This window comes from Clostridia bacterium, from assembly GCA_036654455.1.
Classification (GTDB): domain Bacteria; phylum Bacillota; class Clostridia; order Christensenellales; family CAG-314; genus JAVVRZ01.
Window position 1 is genome coordinate 13,000 of the sequence record JAVVRZ010000007.1, and the last position, 14,079, is coordinate 27,078.

Here is a 14,079-nt window from a genome sequence, read left to right on the forward strand (position 1 = left end):
GAGAAGATAAATGAGTAGATCAACTAAAAAAGGACCATTTGTAGATCAAAAGTTACTGCAAAGAGCAAAAGCGCTTAATGAGAGTGGCAAGAAAGAAGTATTAAAGACGTGGTCAAGGTCTTCAACAATCTTTCCCGACTTTATAGGACACACAATAGCAGTACACGATGGCAGGAAACACGTACCAGTATATATTACAGAAGATATGGTAGGACTTAAACTCGGCGAGTTTGCTCCTACAAGAACGTTTAGAGGGCATAGTGGCGGTAGCAAGACCACAACTGCCACAAAGTAAGGAGGAGAACAATGGCAACTAGAAGCAAAGAGAAAGGAATTAAGAGGGCAGAGTCCCGTGAAAAAAGACCTTTTGCCAAAGCGAAATATATTCGTATGTCACCAAGTAAAGTAGGCATAGTACTCGATTTAATTCGTGGCAAGGCATACTTTCAAGCAGTAGCTATTCTTAAAGGCTCTCCAAAAATTGCCTGCGAACCTGTGCTTAAAGCGCTTAACTCAGCCGCTGCAAATGCAGAAGTAAACAAAGGGTTAGCCAAAGACACACTGTATGTCGCAGAATGTTATACAGGGCAAGGGCCAGTGCTTAAAAGATTCCAACCTGTATCTAAGGGCAGAGCACATAGCATATTAAAGCGTACAAGCCATATCACGATTGTGCTTGACCAAAAGGCTTAAAGGGGGAAAGATATTAATGGGACAAAAAGTTAATCCGATAGGAATGAGAATTGGAATTAATAAAGACTGGAATAGTAGATGGACTTGTAACAAAGCCGACTTTGCAACCTTTATTAAAGAAGACAACGTTTTAAGAACATATATCAAAAAGAAATATTACCTCGCTTCTATATCAAGACTTGATATCGAACGTAGCGACGGTAAAATTGTAATCAATATTGTAACGGGTAGACCCGGCGTATTAATCGGCAAGGGCGGAGCAGGCGCAGAACAAATCAAAGCCGAACTCGTTAAACTTATTGGCAACAAAGAAATAGTTCTTAACATTATTGAAGTTAAAAGACCCGACGCAGACGCTCAACTAATAGCTGAGAATATAGCCGGACAACTAGAAAACAGAATAGCTTTCCGTCGCGCTATGCGTCAATGTATACAAAGAGCAATCAGGTCAGGCGTTAAAGGTATTAAAACTATGGTTAGCGGTAGACTTGACGGCGCAGAAATTGCAAGAAAAGAACATTATCACGAAGGAAGTATTCCACTACACACTTTAAGAGCCGACATCGACTACGGCTTTGCCCAAGCTAAGACCACTTTTGGTATTATAGGCGTAAAAGTGTGGGTTTACAACGGAGAAATATTAGGTAAGAAACTTAAAGGAGGTAATGACTAATGTTAATGCCCAAAAGAGTAAAAAGACGCCGTGTGCATCGTGGCAGAATGTGCGGTACAGCGCATAAGGGCAATTTCATTGCCTACGGAGAATACGGTTTAGCTACGCTAGATTGCGGTTGGATTACCAGTAACCAAATAGAAGCGGCAAGAGTAGCGATGACAAGATTTATCAAACGTGGCGGACAAGTATGGGTAGATATCTTCCCTCACAAACCAGTTACCAAGAAACCAGCCGAAACTCGTATGGGTTCAGGCAAAGGTTCTCCTGAGTTTTGGGTTGCGGTAGTCAAGCCCGGTAGAGTTATGTTCGAAATGGCAGGCATACCCGAAGACCAAGCCAGAGAGGCGCTTAGGCTCGCAAGCCATAAACTGCCTGTTAGGTGTAAGTTTATAAAGAAAGAAGAGGTGAAGACAGATGAAGGCGAGTAAAATTAGAGATATGAACAACGAGGAACTCAACATTAAGTTGCAAGACCTGAAAAAGGAACTTTTCAATCTTCGTCTTTCTAATGCTACGGGACATCTTACAAACAATATGGCGCTTAACCTTTGCAAAAAAGACATCGCAAAAGTTATGACCATACTTAAAGAAAGAGAGGGCAAGTAAGGAGATATTATGGCAGAAATTATTGAAAGAAATAAGAGAAAAGAATTAATCGGCGTTGTAACATCTAATAAGATGGACAAGACCATCGTAATTGCGGTAGTTAATAAATTTAAACACCCGCTATACAAAAAGACAATTTCCACAACCAAGAAATTTAAAGCTCACGACGAAGAAAACCAATGCGGTATAGGCGACAAAGTCCTTATTACCGAGACGAGAAAGTTAAGCAAAGACAAAAACTGGCGTTTGGTTTCTATCATCGAGAGAGCAAAGTAGGAGGGCGGTTATAAATGATTCAAACATTTACAAGATTGAAGGCTGCCGACAACTCGGGCGCAAAAGAAATTATGTGCATTAAGGTATTAGGCGGTTCAGTTAGAAAATTTGGCAATATCGGCGATATTATCGTCGCTAGCGTTAAGAGCGCCTCAGCGGGCGGTCTAGTTAAGAAAGGCGAAGTAGTGCGTGCAGTAATCGTTCGCACAGCTAGCGGACTTAATCGTAAAGACGGCACTCATATCCGTTTTGACGACAATGCGGCAGTTATCATAGACAATCAAAAGCAACCCAGAGGCACACGTATTTTTGGGCCCGTCGCTCGTGAACTAAGAGAAAAAGACTATATGCGTATCGTTTCTCTTGCTCCCGAAGTACTTTAAGAGGAGGCAGGAAGAATGGCAAATTATAGCGTAAAAAAAGGCGACACAGTCGAAATTTTAGTCGGCGACGAAAAAGAGAAAGGCAAACGTGGCAAAGTGCTTTTAGTATCTTCTAATGGCAAAGTCATAGTTGAAGGTCTTAATATCGTTAAAAGACATACCCGTCCTCGCAAGGCGCAGGAAAAGGGCGGTATCGTAGATAAACCAAGACCAATCGATATCAGTAACGTTAGCGTAGTATGCCCAACTTGCAAAAAAGCCGTAAGAGTAGGACACACCCTATCGGCAGACGGCAAAAAGTTCGTTAGAACTTGCAAGAAATGCGGAGCAATTCTAGACGTTAAACAAGAAAAAGCAACCAAAAAAGCAACCAAAAAGAAAGCAGTTAAAGAACTTAAAGAAGAAATAAACAAGGAGGAATAGTTAAATGGCTGAGAAGAAAGAGCAAGTAAAGAAAGAACAAGTTAAAGAAGCGCCAGCAGCTAAAAAGGCAAAAGAACCCGTAGCTAAAAAAGCGCCCGAGAAACTTGCGCCAAACAGATTGAAGCAATACTATGTAACCAACGTTGTGCCCTCTTTGGTTAAACACTTCAACTATATTAACGTTAACCAAGTCCCAAGACTTGAAAAAATAACCCTTAATTGCGGGTTAGGCGACTGTAAAGACAACACTAAGTCTTTCCAAATCGCAGTTGACGAATTAAAGAGCATTAGCGGACAAAGACCAATTATTACTAAGGCAAAGAAGTCCGTAGCTAACTTTAAAGTAAGAGAAGGCATGAACGTAGGCGCAAAGGTTACGCTTAGAGGTAGAAGAATGTATGAGTTTATGGACAAATTAATGTCTATCGCTCTACCTAGGGTAAGAGACTTTCGTGGTATATCGGACAAATCCTTCGACGGAAGAGGCAACTATACAATGGGCGTAAAAGAGCAACTTATCTTCCCCGAAATAGTTTACGACCAAGTAGAAAAGACTCGTGGTTTTGATATTACATTCGTAACCACAGCAGCAACAGACGAAGAAGCTAAGCAACTGTTGCAACTGATGGGAATGCCTTTTAGGGCGTAAGTGAGGTAACAAATGGCAAGAAAAGCATTAATAAATAAGCAACAAAAACCCGCAAAATTCAGTACCCGTAAATACACAAGATGCACAATATGCGGTAGGCCGCACGCAGTGTTAAGTAAATACGGTATTTGCAGAATATGTTTTAGAAACTTAGCATACAAGGGAGAAATACCCGGTGTTAAGAAAGCTAGCTGGTAAGGAGGAAGAATAATGGTAGTAACTGATACAATCGCTGATATGCTAACAAGAATTCGCAACGCATCAACAGCTAAACATACCGATGTAGAGATTCCTTCATCTAATACCAAAATGGCAATAGCTAAAATATTGCTCGACGAAGGATATATTACTGCGGTAGAAGAAAAGAAAGACAAAATACAAGGCACAATTAAAATAACCTTAAAATATGGTCCTAAGGGCGTAAAAGTTTTTAGCGGACTAAGAAGAATTAGCAAACCCGGACTAAGAGTATATTCTCCGGCAGACCAACTGCCCAAAGTACTTAATGGTCTAGGCATAGCTATCGTTTCTACATCTAAGGGTATTATGACAGACAAAAATGCTCGTGCGCAAAACTTAGGCGGCGAAGTATTAGCGTATGTGTGGTAGGAGGAAGATTAAATGTCAAGAATAGGTAATAAACATATCCCAATACCCGCAGGCGTAGAAGTAAAAATAGCTGGTAGCTTAATTACGGTTAAAGGCCCTAAGGGCGTTCTTTCAAGAGATATCGGCAAAGAAATCGTCTGCAAACAAGACGGTAGTGCGTTAATCTTTACTCGTCCTAACGAAGAAAAAGAAACTCGTGCTAAACACGGCTTGTATAGAGCTTTGGTAAATAATATGGTAGTAGGCGTAACCACTGGTTTTAGTAGAACGCTTGTTACAAACGGTATAGGCTATCGTATCCAAGTAAACGGTAACAAATTAGTGCTTAATATAGGATATTCTCACCCAATCGAAATTATAGCCCCAGCAGGAATTAAGATTGAGTGTCCTAATGCAACCGATATCCTTGTTTCTGGCATTGACAAAGAACTTGTAGGTCAAGTATCTGCCGACATTAAGGCCGAAAGACCAGTTGAACCTTATCATGCGTATGGAATTAGATATAAGGAAGAAGTGGTTGTGCTGAAAGAAGGCAAGAAGACAGGTAAATAGGGGGTAATACAATGATAATCAAAAAAGATAAAAATCAAGATAGAGTAATTCGCCACGAAAGAGTGACCAAAAAAGTCTTTGGTACGTCAGTTTCGCCCCGTCTTAACGTTTACCGTAGCACAAGTTATATTTACGCTCAAATTATCAACGATATTGACGGCGTAACACTATGCTCAGCATCTTCTTTTGCGCAAAAACAAGAGCTAAAAGGTAAAAACAAAGTCGAGCAAGCTAAATTAATCGGCGAGATGATTGGCAAAAAAGCAATCGAACTTGGCATTACCCAAGTTGTGTTTGATAGAGGCGGATACATCTATATCGGCAGAGTTCAAGCATTAGCAGAGGGCGCGCGTAAAGCCGGCTTGAAGTTTTAGGAGGAATAATAATGAGTGAAGTAGAAAATTTAACTAATCAACCAGCCCAAGAAACGACAGAGCAGGCTAAACCGCAAGGTTATAGAGAACGTACTTTTAATAGAGATAAAACCGCTAACCCTAACGACAGACGTGGTGGCAGAAGACCTCAACGTGACGCTAAGGAAGACGACGGCTTAATCAAAAAGACCGTAGCTATCAATCGTGTAACTAAGGTTGTTAAGGGCGGTAGAACTATGCGTTTCTCGGCAGTTGTAGTCGTAGGCGACGGCAACGGCAAGGTTGGTATCGGCACAGGTAAAGCAGGCGAAGTTCCACAAGCAATCGAGAAGGCAACTCAAAGAGCTAAGGCAAGTATGACTTATATAGCTCGTAAAGATACCTCAATACCTCACGAAGCAATAGGTAAATTCGGTCGTGGACACGTTCTACTATTACCAGCTGAAAAAGGAACAGGCGTTATCGCTGGCGGTTCGGTAAGAAACGTACTTGAAGCGGCAGGTATTAAAGATATCCGCACAAAGTCGTATGGCAGTAACACTCCTGTAAACTGCGCTAAGGCAACGATGGAAGGCTTAATGATGCTCCGCACAGCCGAGCAAATTGCAGCTATTCGTGGCAAGCGTGTAGAAGAGCTATAAAAAGGGGGATAACATCTAATGGCTATAACAGATAAAAAAGAGCCTTTGTATATTAACGGTAAATATGTGGTTACATCAACAGAGCCTTTGCACAACGCTAACTTTCAAAAAGGCGAATGCCCTTACACAATTACAGACAAAAAAGTAAGAGTAACCCTTATTAAAAGCACAGTCGCTTGTTTAAAAGGTCAAATTGCCACAGTTGAGGCGCTAGGCTTACACAAGATTAGACAAAGCAAAATATTTAACAACAGCGAAGCACTGCAAGGTATGTTATTTAAAGTAAGACACCTAGTGCAAGTTGACGAGATTTAAGGAGGCAGATATGAGAATACACACTATTTCCCCAGCCGAAGGTTCTAACAAGCAACCTAGAAGATTGGGTAGAGGTATAGGAAGCGGCCTCGGCAAAACAAGCGGTAAAGGACACAAGGGTCAGTGGGCTCGTAGCGGTGGCGGAGTTCGTCCCGGCTTTGAGGGCGGACAAACTCCTATCGCTAGAAGACTACCTAAACGTGGTTTTAACAACAAGACCTTTACAATGGACTACACCGTAATTAACGTAAGCGATTTGCAAAATTTTGACGACAACGCAGTAGTCACGATTGAATTGCTTGAAGAAATGAGAATAATCAATATCAAACATAACGCAGGACTTAAAATTTTAGGCAACGGCGAGTTAACAAAAAAGTTGACTGTTCAAGCTAATAAATTTTCTACCGTAGCTAAACAAAAAATTGAAAGCATAGGTGGGACTGTCGAGGTAATTGCATAATGTTTGAAACGATTAAAAACGCCTTTAAGGTCAAAGAAGTACGCAACAAAATCCTTATGACAATTTTGTTTGTATTTATTTACAGGCTAGGTTGTTTTATACCGATTCCCGGACTTGACATCTACGGCAACATCGACTTAGGCGACAGCTACAACCTTCTTAGCATTATGAACGCTATTACAGGTTCGGCTCTTGCTCAGGGTACGTTGTTTGCGATAGGTATCGGTCCGTATATCAACGCTTCAATTATAATGCAACTATTAACAGTAGCAATTCCGGCGCTAGAAAGAATGTCAAAAGAAGGCGAGGACGGCAAGAAAAAGATAGAGAAGATTACCCGTTGGGTAACCCTTGTTCTTGCAATCGTCAACGCAGTTGGCATTTTGTTAGCGTTTAAGAACCAATCTGCAAGCATACTCAACGTCAATATGATAAGCGCACAAATTACCCTACCTGTTTGGTTGTTATTTGTCTACGCTACCATTATGTTAGTAGGCGGAAGTATGATATGTATGTGGATAGGCGAGAGAATTACCGAATACGGCGTTTCAAACGGTATTTCAATGCTAATCTTCGTAGGTATTCTTTCAACCGCAGGTTCAAGCTTACTTAACAGCTTTAAGCTAATAGGCGACAATGGTTGGAATCCGGTCGGCTGGGAGCTAATGGGGTTCTTAATCGTAGTAGTTGCAATATTTGGTTTCATTACTTGGGTTGACGGCGCTGAAAGAAAAATTAACGTTCAATACGCTAAACAAATCAAAGGCAACAAGATGTACGGTGGTCAATCGACCTATATACCCGTTAAAGTAAATGCTTCGGGCGTATTACCGTTAATCTTCGCTTTTGCAATTATGTCTTTCCCATCAATGCTAATTAGCACTTTTTGGTCAACGACCGACTTTGCTACTTGGTGGTCTAAGTATATGACTAACGCAGGCGGATATTGGGTTGGCACAACAGTTTATACGGTGTTACTAGCTGTATTTATATTTGTGTTCAGCTATTTCTATTCGCAAATACAATTTAACCCTATCGAAATCAGCAAGAATTTGCAACAAAACGGCGGTTTTGTACCCGGTATTAGACCGGGCAGAGAAACAAGCGAATATCTAGCAAGAGTCGTATCCCGCATAACTTTATGGGGAGCTGTATTCCTTGCCTTTATCGCTCTTGTACCTAACTTAATCTTTGGTTTAGTTACTACAAACAGCCAGTTGCTCAACGCTTTCTCGGCGACGGGAATGTTGATTATAGTAAGCGTCGCATTGGAATTTGACAAGTCGCTAGAAAATCAAATTATGATGAGACACTATAAAGGGTTCTTAAAATGAGATTAATATTGCTGGGCGCTCCGGGAAGTGGCAAAGGGACGCAGGCGACTAAACTGTCGGCAAAACTTGGTATTCCTCAAATTTCTACCGGCGACATATTTAGAAAGAATATCAAAGAGCATACTGCATTAGGGCTTAAAGTCCAACAGACAGTAGACAGTGGCGGGCTTGTCGACGATGACCTTGTAATACAAATGGTAATAGACCGCTTAAATCAGCCTGACGCTATAAACGGTTACATCTTAGACGGGTTTCCTCGTTCAATTCCACAAGCTATTGCCCTTGACCAATCAGTTAAGATTGACTATGTGCTTAATTTAAGTATAGACAAACAAATAGTCATTAACCGTATGGCAAGTAGGCGAACGTGCAGTTCTTGCGGTAGCGTATATAATGCAAATGATTTAAGAACTGAAATATGCAATAAATGCGGTGGACAGCTCATTACTCGTTTAGACGACAAACCCGAGTCGGTTACTCACCGTTTGGAAGTGTATGAGCAAACCACTAGACCTATGATAGACTACTACTCGGCGCTTGACAGACTATATAATATCAATGCTAACGCCACACCTGAGCAAGTGTTTAGCGATATAATGTTGGTGCTGGGTAAATGATTTATATAAAAAGCAAATTAGAAATAGAATTAATGCGCAAGGCAAACATACTTGTAAGAGATACTCTCAATATGCTTCTTGACAATACTGCCGAGGGTATGACGACTTATCAACTTGACAAGCTAGCCTACGAATACATTATCTCAAAGGGCGGAGTTCCGTCGTTTCTACACTTTCAAGGTTTCCCTGCTTCTATATGCGTGTCAATCAACGACGAGGTTGTTCACGGTATTCCTAGCAAAAAAAGACGCTTGCAAGAAGGCGATATTGTTAGTTATGACTGCGGAGTAATTCTTCAAGGTTGGCAGGGCGATGCGGCAAGGACGATTGGAGTCGGCAAAATTTCCAAAGAATGTCAACAGCTAATTGACGTTACCAAACAAAGTTTTTTCGAAGGTATGAAAGTAATCAAACCTTCGGCAAGACTAGGCGACTTAGGTCACGCAATACAAACTTATGTCGAGCAATTTGGCTATGGCGTAGTTAGAGATTTATGCGGACACGGTATTGGTAGAGATATGCACGAAGACCCAAACATTCCAAACTTTGGTATGGCAGGCAAAGGGCTAAGACTCGCTAGCGGTATGGTAATAGCAGTTGAGCCTATGGTAAATATGGGCACTCACAAGGTAATGACCTTACCAGACGGTTGGACAGTAAAGACGCTCGATGGTATGCCAAGCGCACACTACGAAAATACTTTGGCAATAACCGATGACGGCGTAGATATACTGTCACTTTAATAAAAAAAGGATAATATGGACGACCATTTACGAATAGGTTGCGTTGTTTATTCCAAGATGGGTAGGGATAGCGGTAAATACTATATGGTAGTTAGCCTAGCCGACCAATACGCTTATATAGCCGATGGCAACCTTAGAAAATTAAAAAATCCTAAAAAGAAAAATATAAAACACATCAAAGATAGCGGTATTGTTTTAGAAACAATCGCCGAGAAATTAATTTCCGGCAAAAAAGTATTCGATACCGAACTTAGTAGCGCCATAAGAGAGCTTAATTCTAATAACGGAGGTAACTAATGTCAAAGGACGATTGCATTGAAGTAGAAGGCGTGGTCGTAGAAGCTTTGCGAAACGCGACTTTTGTAGTCAAACTTAGCAACAATCACATAATTAATGCCTACATCTCAGGCAAATTGAGAATGCACTATATCAAAATTCTGCCCGGAGATACCGTAAAAATTGAAATGAGTCCCTATGATTTGACAAAAGGGCGCATCGTATGGAGAGGCAAACCTAACAACCCAACAAACAATTAAGAAGGAGAGAAAAACAATGAAAGTAAGACCATCTGTAAAGAAAATTTGCGACAAATGTAAAATTATTAAGAGAGACGGCAAAGTTATGGTTATTTGCTCTAATCCCAAACACAAACAAAGACAAGGCTAGTAAAAATAATCTGGCGACGAGGTAATTAGTTACATTCCAATTAAACTAATCGCCTAAGTTGCCGTATATATATCAAATATAATAACATAAGGAGAATATTAAATGGCTCGTATTTCCGGCGTAGATTTACCCAGAGAAAAACGCATAGAGATAGGTCTAACCTATATTTTTGGTATAGGTCAACCTACCGCTGACAAAATATTAGCAGAAACTGGGGTTAGCCCCGATGTTCGTGTTAAAGATTTGTCCGAAGGCGATGTTTCTAAGCTAAGAGAGTACATCGAGAAACATCTGCACGTAGAAGGCGACTTACGTAGAGAAGTTGCTCAAAACATAAAACTAATGAAGGACATTGGCTCATACAGAGGCGTTCGTCACAGAAAAGGACTACCTGTAAGAGGTCAAAACACTAAACAAAATGCTCGCACAAGAAAAGGACCTAAGCGTACCGTTTCTCGTGGTAAAAAAGCAGTAGAAAAGTAGGAGGAATAAACTATGGCAGTAAAGAAATCAACCAAGAAAAAGAAAGATTTTAGACGAGTTGAAAAAGGTGCCGTTCATATTCACGCCTCCTTTAACAACACGTTAGTAACCGTAACCGACGCAAATGGTAATGCGCTTAGTCAAAGTTCGTCTGGCAGTTTAGGTTTTAGAGGCAGTAAGAAAAGCACAGCTTTCGCAGCTCAACAAGCAGCAGAAACAGCCGTAGGCAAAGCCAAAGAATATGGACTACAAAGCGTTGAGGTATATATCAAAGGACCCGGTCAAGGCAGAGAATCTGCAATTAGAGCGTTACAAACAGCAGGACTACAAGTAACCCTAATCAAAGACGTTTCCCCAATACCTCACAATGGTTGCCGTCCACCAAAACGTAGAAGAATATAAAAGGAGAATTAGAATATGGCAAGATATACAGGCGCAGACTGTCGCCAATGCAGAAGAGAGAAAGTTAAGCTATTCTTAAAAGGCGATAGATGCTTTTCTAGCAAATGCGCATTAACCCGTAGGGCTAAACTTCCCGGTCAACACTGGAATACCCGTAAGAAGATTACCGAATACGGTATGCAATTAAGAGAAAAACAAAAGACTAAGAGAATTTATGGGCTTCAAGAAAGACAGTTTCACGGTTACTACGAAAAAGCCGAAACTATGCGTGGCGTTACCGGTACAAATATGTTGGTTATGCTTGAAAAAAGGCTAGATAACATTATTTATCGTATGGGTATTGGCGCATCTCGTTCGCAAGCTCGTCAATTAGTCACACACGGACATATTACTATCAACGGCGCTCCCGTTAATATACCATCATACTCGGTTAAAGCAGGCGATGTTATTGCTATTAAAGAGAACAAAGCAAATATCCCTTACTTTGTAGAGTTAAAGCAAATGAAATCTGCCGTATTGCCCAAATGGTTAGAGTTTAACAATTCTACCTTAGTAGGCAAAATGCTTGCAGAGCCAACTCGTGAAGACATCGATCCAAGTTTCCAAGAACATATGATTGTCGAGTTATACTCCAAGTAGCATTTACCCTAAGAGTTTGTGGTTGCTCTTTTGTACGCAAAATCACAAAAAATTTAATAAAAGGAGATTGTTTTGCTTATGATGGAAATAGAAAAACCAAAAATTGTTGTTAAAGAATCCCCAGACGCCAGCTCGATAACTGTTGTTGTCGAACCGCTGGAAAGAGGTTTTGGAATAACACTAGGCAATGCTCTTCGCAGGGTATTACTATCGGCGCTTCCGGGCGTAGCAGTAGTAGGGGTAAAGATTGACGGTGTAGAACACGAATTTAGTACGGTAAATGGAGTAAAAGAAGACGTTACCGAAATAATACTCAACCTTAAATGTCTGTGCCTTAAATCAATCAATACAGATAAGGCATTTAGAACAACAATCGGTATCCATAAAAAAGGTCCTTGCGAGGTTTACGCAGGCGATATAGAAACAGACGCCGAATTAGAAATTCTCAACCCCGACCTACCAATATGCACGATAGACGAGGGCGCAGAACTTAACGCCGAACTATTTGTCGCAAGAGGCAGAGGCTATGTTTCGGCAGAACGCAACAAAGAAATAAATAGAGAACTTAACATAGTACACCCCATAGGGTTTATTCCAACAGACTCAATTTATTCCCCAGTTGTAAAAGTTAATTATAACGTTGAACCTGCAAGAGTAGGGCATAATATAGGCTTTGACAAACTTACATTAGAGTGTGAGACCAACAAAGCATTTACAGGCAGAGAGATTATCTCTCTTGCGGCAAGACTGCTAGGCGAATATATTTCAATGTTTAGCGAGCTTGCAGATAGCCTAAACGGTATAGGCGATATTTTGGTCGACGGTGGCACAGATGTCAAGAAGAAAGTCTTAGATATGAGCGTGGACGATATGGATTTATCGGTTAGAAGCTTCAACTGCTTAAAGCGCGCAGGTATCCAAACCGTAGAAGACCTAACAAAACGTAGTGAAGACGATATGCTAAAAGTGAGAAACTTGGGAAGAAAGTCGCTTGATGAGGTAATTGCCAAACTTGAAAGTTACGGCTTATGCCTTAGAAGCAAAGATGACTAATAGTAAACAGGAGGCTAAATTACAATGGCATTACAAAGAAAATTATCCAGAGCAACAGACCAAAGAAGAGCAATTTTGAGAAATCAAACCTCTTATTTACTTTGGTACGGCAAACTTGAAACAACCTACGCTCGTGCAAAAGAGGTTGCTAGACTTGCGGAAAAATATATCACTTTGGCTATCAATACTTACAAAAACACTTTGGAAGTAGAAAAACCAATAGTGGTTAAGGGCGTGAAAAGCACAAAAGTAACGCTCAACGACGGTCCTAAGAAATTAGTTGCAAGAAGAAGGCTTATGGCTAACCTATACGATATTTTAGAAACTAAGGGCGACAAAGAGAGCCGTTCAGCTTATAAAATTCGTACCTCAGATGTTCGTCACCCTCTAATTGAAAAAATCTTTAACGACTACGCTCCTCGCTTTGACAAGAAGATTGAAGGCGTAATTAAGGGCGGATATACAACAATTTATAAACTTGGACCAAGACGTGGCGATGCGGCAGAAATGGCGATAGTAGAAATCATTAAGTAATTTTAATATTTTTAGTACTAAAAAATAACAATCCTTTAAGGGTTGTTATTTTTTTATATAGTTTTGCAATAATTGTCAATAATAACATATAGTTTTACAAAAATTTGCAAGTAGTAAAGATTATATCAGTGTAAAATAATGCGCATATCAACAGTATAGCCTAGACTTTACTCCATTAAATAGATTAGAATTGATAATTTGTCAATAATCAAAGTCAAATACAAGCAAATTTGCTAACATTAATTGATTATTACAACTATTTATGTTATAATTTTGAAATGTTAAGCAACACAATTACGTATTTAATAGTAGGGTTAGGCAACCCCGACAAGCAGTATCAACAAACCTTTCATAATATTGGGTTTATGTGCGTCGACGCTTATGCAAAAAAACTGGGTATTGAGTTTAGTAAAGGCGAATGTAGGGCGATTACAGCGTCTATCAAATCGGGTTCGACAAAAATTATTATAGCTAAACCAATTACGTATATGAACCTTTCGGGCGAAGCGATAAGGGAACTTGTAAATAAATATAAGATTGAGCAAGATAAATTACTGGTAGTTTACGACGACGTAGATATTCCTCTTGCGAGCGTTAGAATACGCTGTAAGGGTAGCGGAGGCACTCATAACGGTATGAAGAACGTAGTAGCCTGTCTTAATACGCAGGACATCTACCGCATACGAGTGGGAATAGGGCAAACTCACGAGGGCGAACTATTTGACTATGTATTGTCAAAAATTAGCAAAGCCGACCTAAAACTTCTTGACCAAGCGATTACTTCGGTAGTTTCGGCGTTAGAATTTTTTTGTTCGGGACAGCAAATTGACAAAGTAATGTTGCAGTTTAATCATATAAACGACACGTTATAAACTAATTTACAGTTATTTTAATATAGTTTTAATATTATAAAAAATTATAATGTTTTAGCTTTTTGTAGAGCGGTTTTAG

The 14,079-nt window shown here is 40.2% G+C and carries 27 protein-coding genes and 1 pseudogene; all 28 read left to right on the forward strand.

Annotation, left to right across the window (positions count from 1 at the left end):
- The first annotated feature begins 10 nt into the window (after window positions 1-10).
- The 28 genes and pseudogenes from rpsS (at window position 11) to pth (ending at window position 14,000) form a co-directional block, all read left to right on the forward strand.
- Window positions 11-295: a 30S ribosomal protein S19 gene (gene rpsS / locus RR062_05565; GenBank protein ID MEG2027174.1), complete on the forward strand. Its 285-nt coding sequence runs from the start codon at window positions 11-13 to the stop codon at window positions 293-295.
- 11 nt (window positions 296-306) lie between these two features.
- Window positions 307-693 (forward strand): 50S ribosomal protein L22, encoded by a 387-nt coding sequence (gene rplV / locus RR062_05570; GenBank protein ID MEG2027175.1) that lies wholly within the window; start codon window positions 307-309, stop codon window positions 691-693.
- Window positions 694-709: 16 nt separating this feature from the next.
- The gene (rpsC, locus tag RR062_05575) at window positions 710-1,366 is read left to right on the forward strand and encodes a 30S ribosomal protein S3 (protein ID MEG2027176.1); all 657 of its coding nucleotides are present in this window, start codon (window positions 710-712) and stop codon (window positions 1,364-1,366) included.
- The gene (gene rplP / locus RR062_05580) at window positions 1,366-1,797 is read left to right on the forward strand and encodes a 50S ribosomal protein L16 (GenBank protein MEG2027177.1); all 432 of its coding nucleotides are present in this window, start codon (window positions 1,366-1,368) and stop codon (window positions 1,795-1,797) included. The genes rpsC and rplP overlap by 1 nt, the downstream gene beginning before the upstream one ends.
- The gene (gene rpmC / locus RR062_05585) at window positions 1,784-1,975 is read left to right on the forward strand and encodes a 50S ribosomal protein L29 (protein ID MEG2027178.1); all 192 of its coding nucleotides are present in this window, start codon (window positions 1,784-1,786) and stop codon (window positions 1,973-1,975) included. The genes rplP and rpmC overlap by 14 nt, the downstream gene beginning before the upstream one ends.
- Before the next feature lie 21 nt (window positions 1,976-1,996).
- Complete coding sequence (rpsQ, locus tag RR062_05590; protein MEG2027179.1) at window positions 1,997-2,251, forward strand: 30S ribosomal protein S17; 255 nt, start codon at window positions 1,997-1,999, stop codon at window positions 2,249-2,251.
- A gap of 14 nt (window positions 2,252-2,265) precedes the next feature.
- The gene (gene rplN / locus RR062_05595; GenBank protein ID MEG2027180.1) at window positions 2,266-2,634 is read left to right on the forward strand and encodes a 50S ribosomal protein L14; all 369 of its coding nucleotides are present in this window, start codon (window positions 2,266-2,268) and stop codon (window positions 2,632-2,634) included.
- 15 nt (window positions 2,635-2,649) lie between these two features.
- Window positions 2,650-2,985 (forward strand): annotated as a pseudogene (gene rplX, locus RR062_05600) (50S ribosomal protein L24).
- 76 nt (window positions 2,986-3,061) lie between these two features.
- Complete coding sequence (gene rplE / locus RR062_05605; protein ID MEG2027181.1) at window positions 3,062-3,706, forward strand: 50S ribosomal protein L5; 645 nt, start codon at window positions 3,062-3,064, stop codon at window positions 3,704-3,706.
- A 12-nt stretch (window positions 3,707-3,718) separates the two neighbouring features.
- The gene (locus RR062_05610; protein ID MEG2027182.1) at window positions 3,719-3,904 is read left to right on the forward strand and encodes a type Z 30S ribosomal protein S14; all 186 of its coding nucleotides are present in this window, start codon (window positions 3,719-3,721) and stop codon (window positions 3,902-3,904) included.
- A 12-nt stretch (window positions 3,905-3,916) separates the two neighbouring features.
- Window positions 3,917-4,315 carry a 30S ribosomal protein S8 gene (gene rpsH / locus RR062_05615; GenBank protein MEG2027183.1) on the forward strand — a complete coding sequence of 133 codons (399 nt, stop codon included), beginning with the start codon at window positions 3,917-3,919 and terminating at the stop codon, window positions 4,313-4,315.
- A 12-nt stretch (window positions 4,316-4,327) separates the two neighbouring features.
- On the forward strand, window positions 4,328-4,867 hold the full coding sequence (rplF, locus tag RR062_05620) for a 50S ribosomal protein L6 (GenBank protein ID MEG2027184.1): 540 nt from the start codon (window positions 4,328-4,330) through the stop codon (window positions 4,865-4,867).
- Between the two features lie 11 nt (window positions 4,868-4,878).
- The gene (gene rplR, locus RR062_05625) at window positions 4,879-5,241 is read left to right on the forward strand and encodes a 50S ribosomal protein L18 (protein ID MEG2027185.1); all 363 of its coding nucleotides are present in this window, start codon (window positions 4,879-4,881) and stop codon (window positions 5,239-5,241) included.
- A 179-nt stretch (window positions 5,242-5,420) separates the two neighbouring features.
- A complete protein-coding gene (rpsE, locus tag RR062_05630) occupies window positions 5,421-5,882 on the forward strand; it encodes a 30S ribosomal protein S5 (GenBank protein MEG2027186.1) in 462 nt (153 codons plus the stop codon).
- An 18-nt stretch (window positions 5,883-5,900) separates the two neighbouring features.
- Window positions 5,901-6,197: a 50S ribosomal protein L30 gene (gene rpmD / locus RR062_05635; protein ID MEG2027187.1), complete on the forward strand. Its 297-nt coding sequence runs from the start codon at window positions 5,901-5,903 to the stop codon at window positions 6,195-6,197.
- A gap of 10 nt (window positions 6,198-6,207) precedes the next feature.
- Complete coding sequence (gene rplO, locus RR062_05640) at window positions 6,208-6,657, forward strand: 50S ribosomal protein L15 (GenBank protein MEG2027188.1); 450 nt, start codon at window positions 6,208-6,210, stop codon at window positions 6,655-6,657.
- On the forward strand, window positions 6,657-7,991 hold the full coding sequence (gene secY / locus RR062_05645) for a preprotein translocase subunit SecY (GenBank protein ID MEG2027189.1): 1,335 nt from the start codon (window positions 6,657-6,659) through the stop codon (window positions 7,989-7,991). The genes rplO and secY overlap by 1 nt, the downstream gene beginning before the upstream one ends.
- Window positions 7,988-8,608 (forward strand): adenylate kinase, encoded by a 621-nt coding sequence (locus RR062_05650; GenBank protein ID MEG2027190.1) that lies wholly within the window; start codon window positions 7,988-7,990, stop codon window positions 8,606-8,608. The genes secY and RR062_05650 overlap by 4 nt, the downstream gene beginning before the upstream one ends.
- Window positions 8,605-9,351, forward strand: a complete 747-nt coding sequence (gene map / locus RR062_05655; GenBank protein MEG2027191.1) for a type I methionyl aminopeptidase — start codon at window positions 8,605-8,607, stop codon at window positions 9,349-9,351. Before RR062_05650 ends, map begins: the two co-directional genes overlap by 4 nt.
- Before the next feature lie 15 nt (window positions 9,352-9,366).
- Window positions 9,367-9,648, forward strand: a complete 282-nt coding sequence (locus RR062_05660; protein ID MEG2027192.1) for a KOW domain-containing RNA-binding protein — start codon at window positions 9,367-9,369, stop codon at window positions 9,646-9,648.
- On the forward strand, window positions 9,648-9,887 hold the full coding sequence (gene infA / locus RR062_05665; protein ID MEG2027193.1) for a translation initiation factor IF-1: 240 nt from the start codon (window positions 9,648-9,650) through the stop codon (window positions 9,885-9,887). The genes RR062_05660 and infA overlap by 1 nt, the downstream gene beginning before the upstream one ends.
- A 16-nt stretch (window positions 9,888-9,903) precedes the next feature.
- The gene (rpmJ, locus tag RR062_05670) at window positions 9,904-10,017 is read left to right on the forward strand and encodes a 50S ribosomal protein L36 (protein MEG2027194.1); all 114 of its coding nucleotides are present in this window, start codon (window positions 9,904-9,906) and stop codon (window positions 10,015-10,017) included.
- A 102-nt stretch (window positions 10,018-10,119) separates the two neighbouring features.
- On the forward strand, window positions 10,120-10,500 hold the full coding sequence (gene rpsM / locus RR062_05675; GenBank protein ID MEG2027195.1) for a 30S ribosomal protein S13: 381 nt from the start codon (window positions 10,120-10,122) through the stop codon (window positions 10,498-10,500).
- Window positions 10,501-10,512: 12 nt separating this feature from the next.
- On the forward strand, window positions 10,513-10,902 hold the full coding sequence (rpsK, locus tag RR062_05680; protein ID MEG2027196.1) for a 30S ribosomal protein S11: 390 nt from the start codon (window positions 10,513-10,515) through the stop codon (window positions 10,900-10,902).
- Between the two features lie 15 nt (window positions 10,903-10,917).
- On the forward strand, window positions 10,918-11,541 hold the full coding sequence (gene rpsD, locus RR062_05685) for a 30S ribosomal protein S4 (GenBank protein ID MEG2027197.1): 624 nt from the start codon (window positions 10,918-10,920) through the stop codon (window positions 11,539-11,541).
- A gap of 78 nt (window positions 11,542-11,619) precedes the next feature.
- Window positions 11,620-12,594, forward strand: a complete 975-nt coding sequence (locus RR062_05690; protein ID MEG2027198.1) for a DNA-directed RNA polymerase subunit alpha — start codon at window positions 11,620-11,622, stop codon at window positions 12,592-12,594.
- Window positions 12,595-12,618: 24 nt separating this feature from the next.
- The gene (rplQ, locus tag RR062_05695; GenBank protein ID MEG2027199.1) at window positions 12,619-13,128 is read left to right on the forward strand and encodes a 50S ribosomal protein L17; all 510 of its coding nucleotides are present in this window, start codon (window positions 12,619-12,621) and stop codon (window positions 13,126-13,128) included.
- Between the two features lie 278 nt (window positions 13,129-13,406).
- Window positions 13,407-14,000, forward strand: a complete 594-nt coding sequence (gene pth / locus RR062_05700) for an aminoacyl-tRNA hydrolase (protein MEG2027200.1) — start codon at window positions 13,407-13,409, stop codon at window positions 13,998-14,000.
- Window positions 14,001-14,079: the final 79 nt, after the last annotated feature.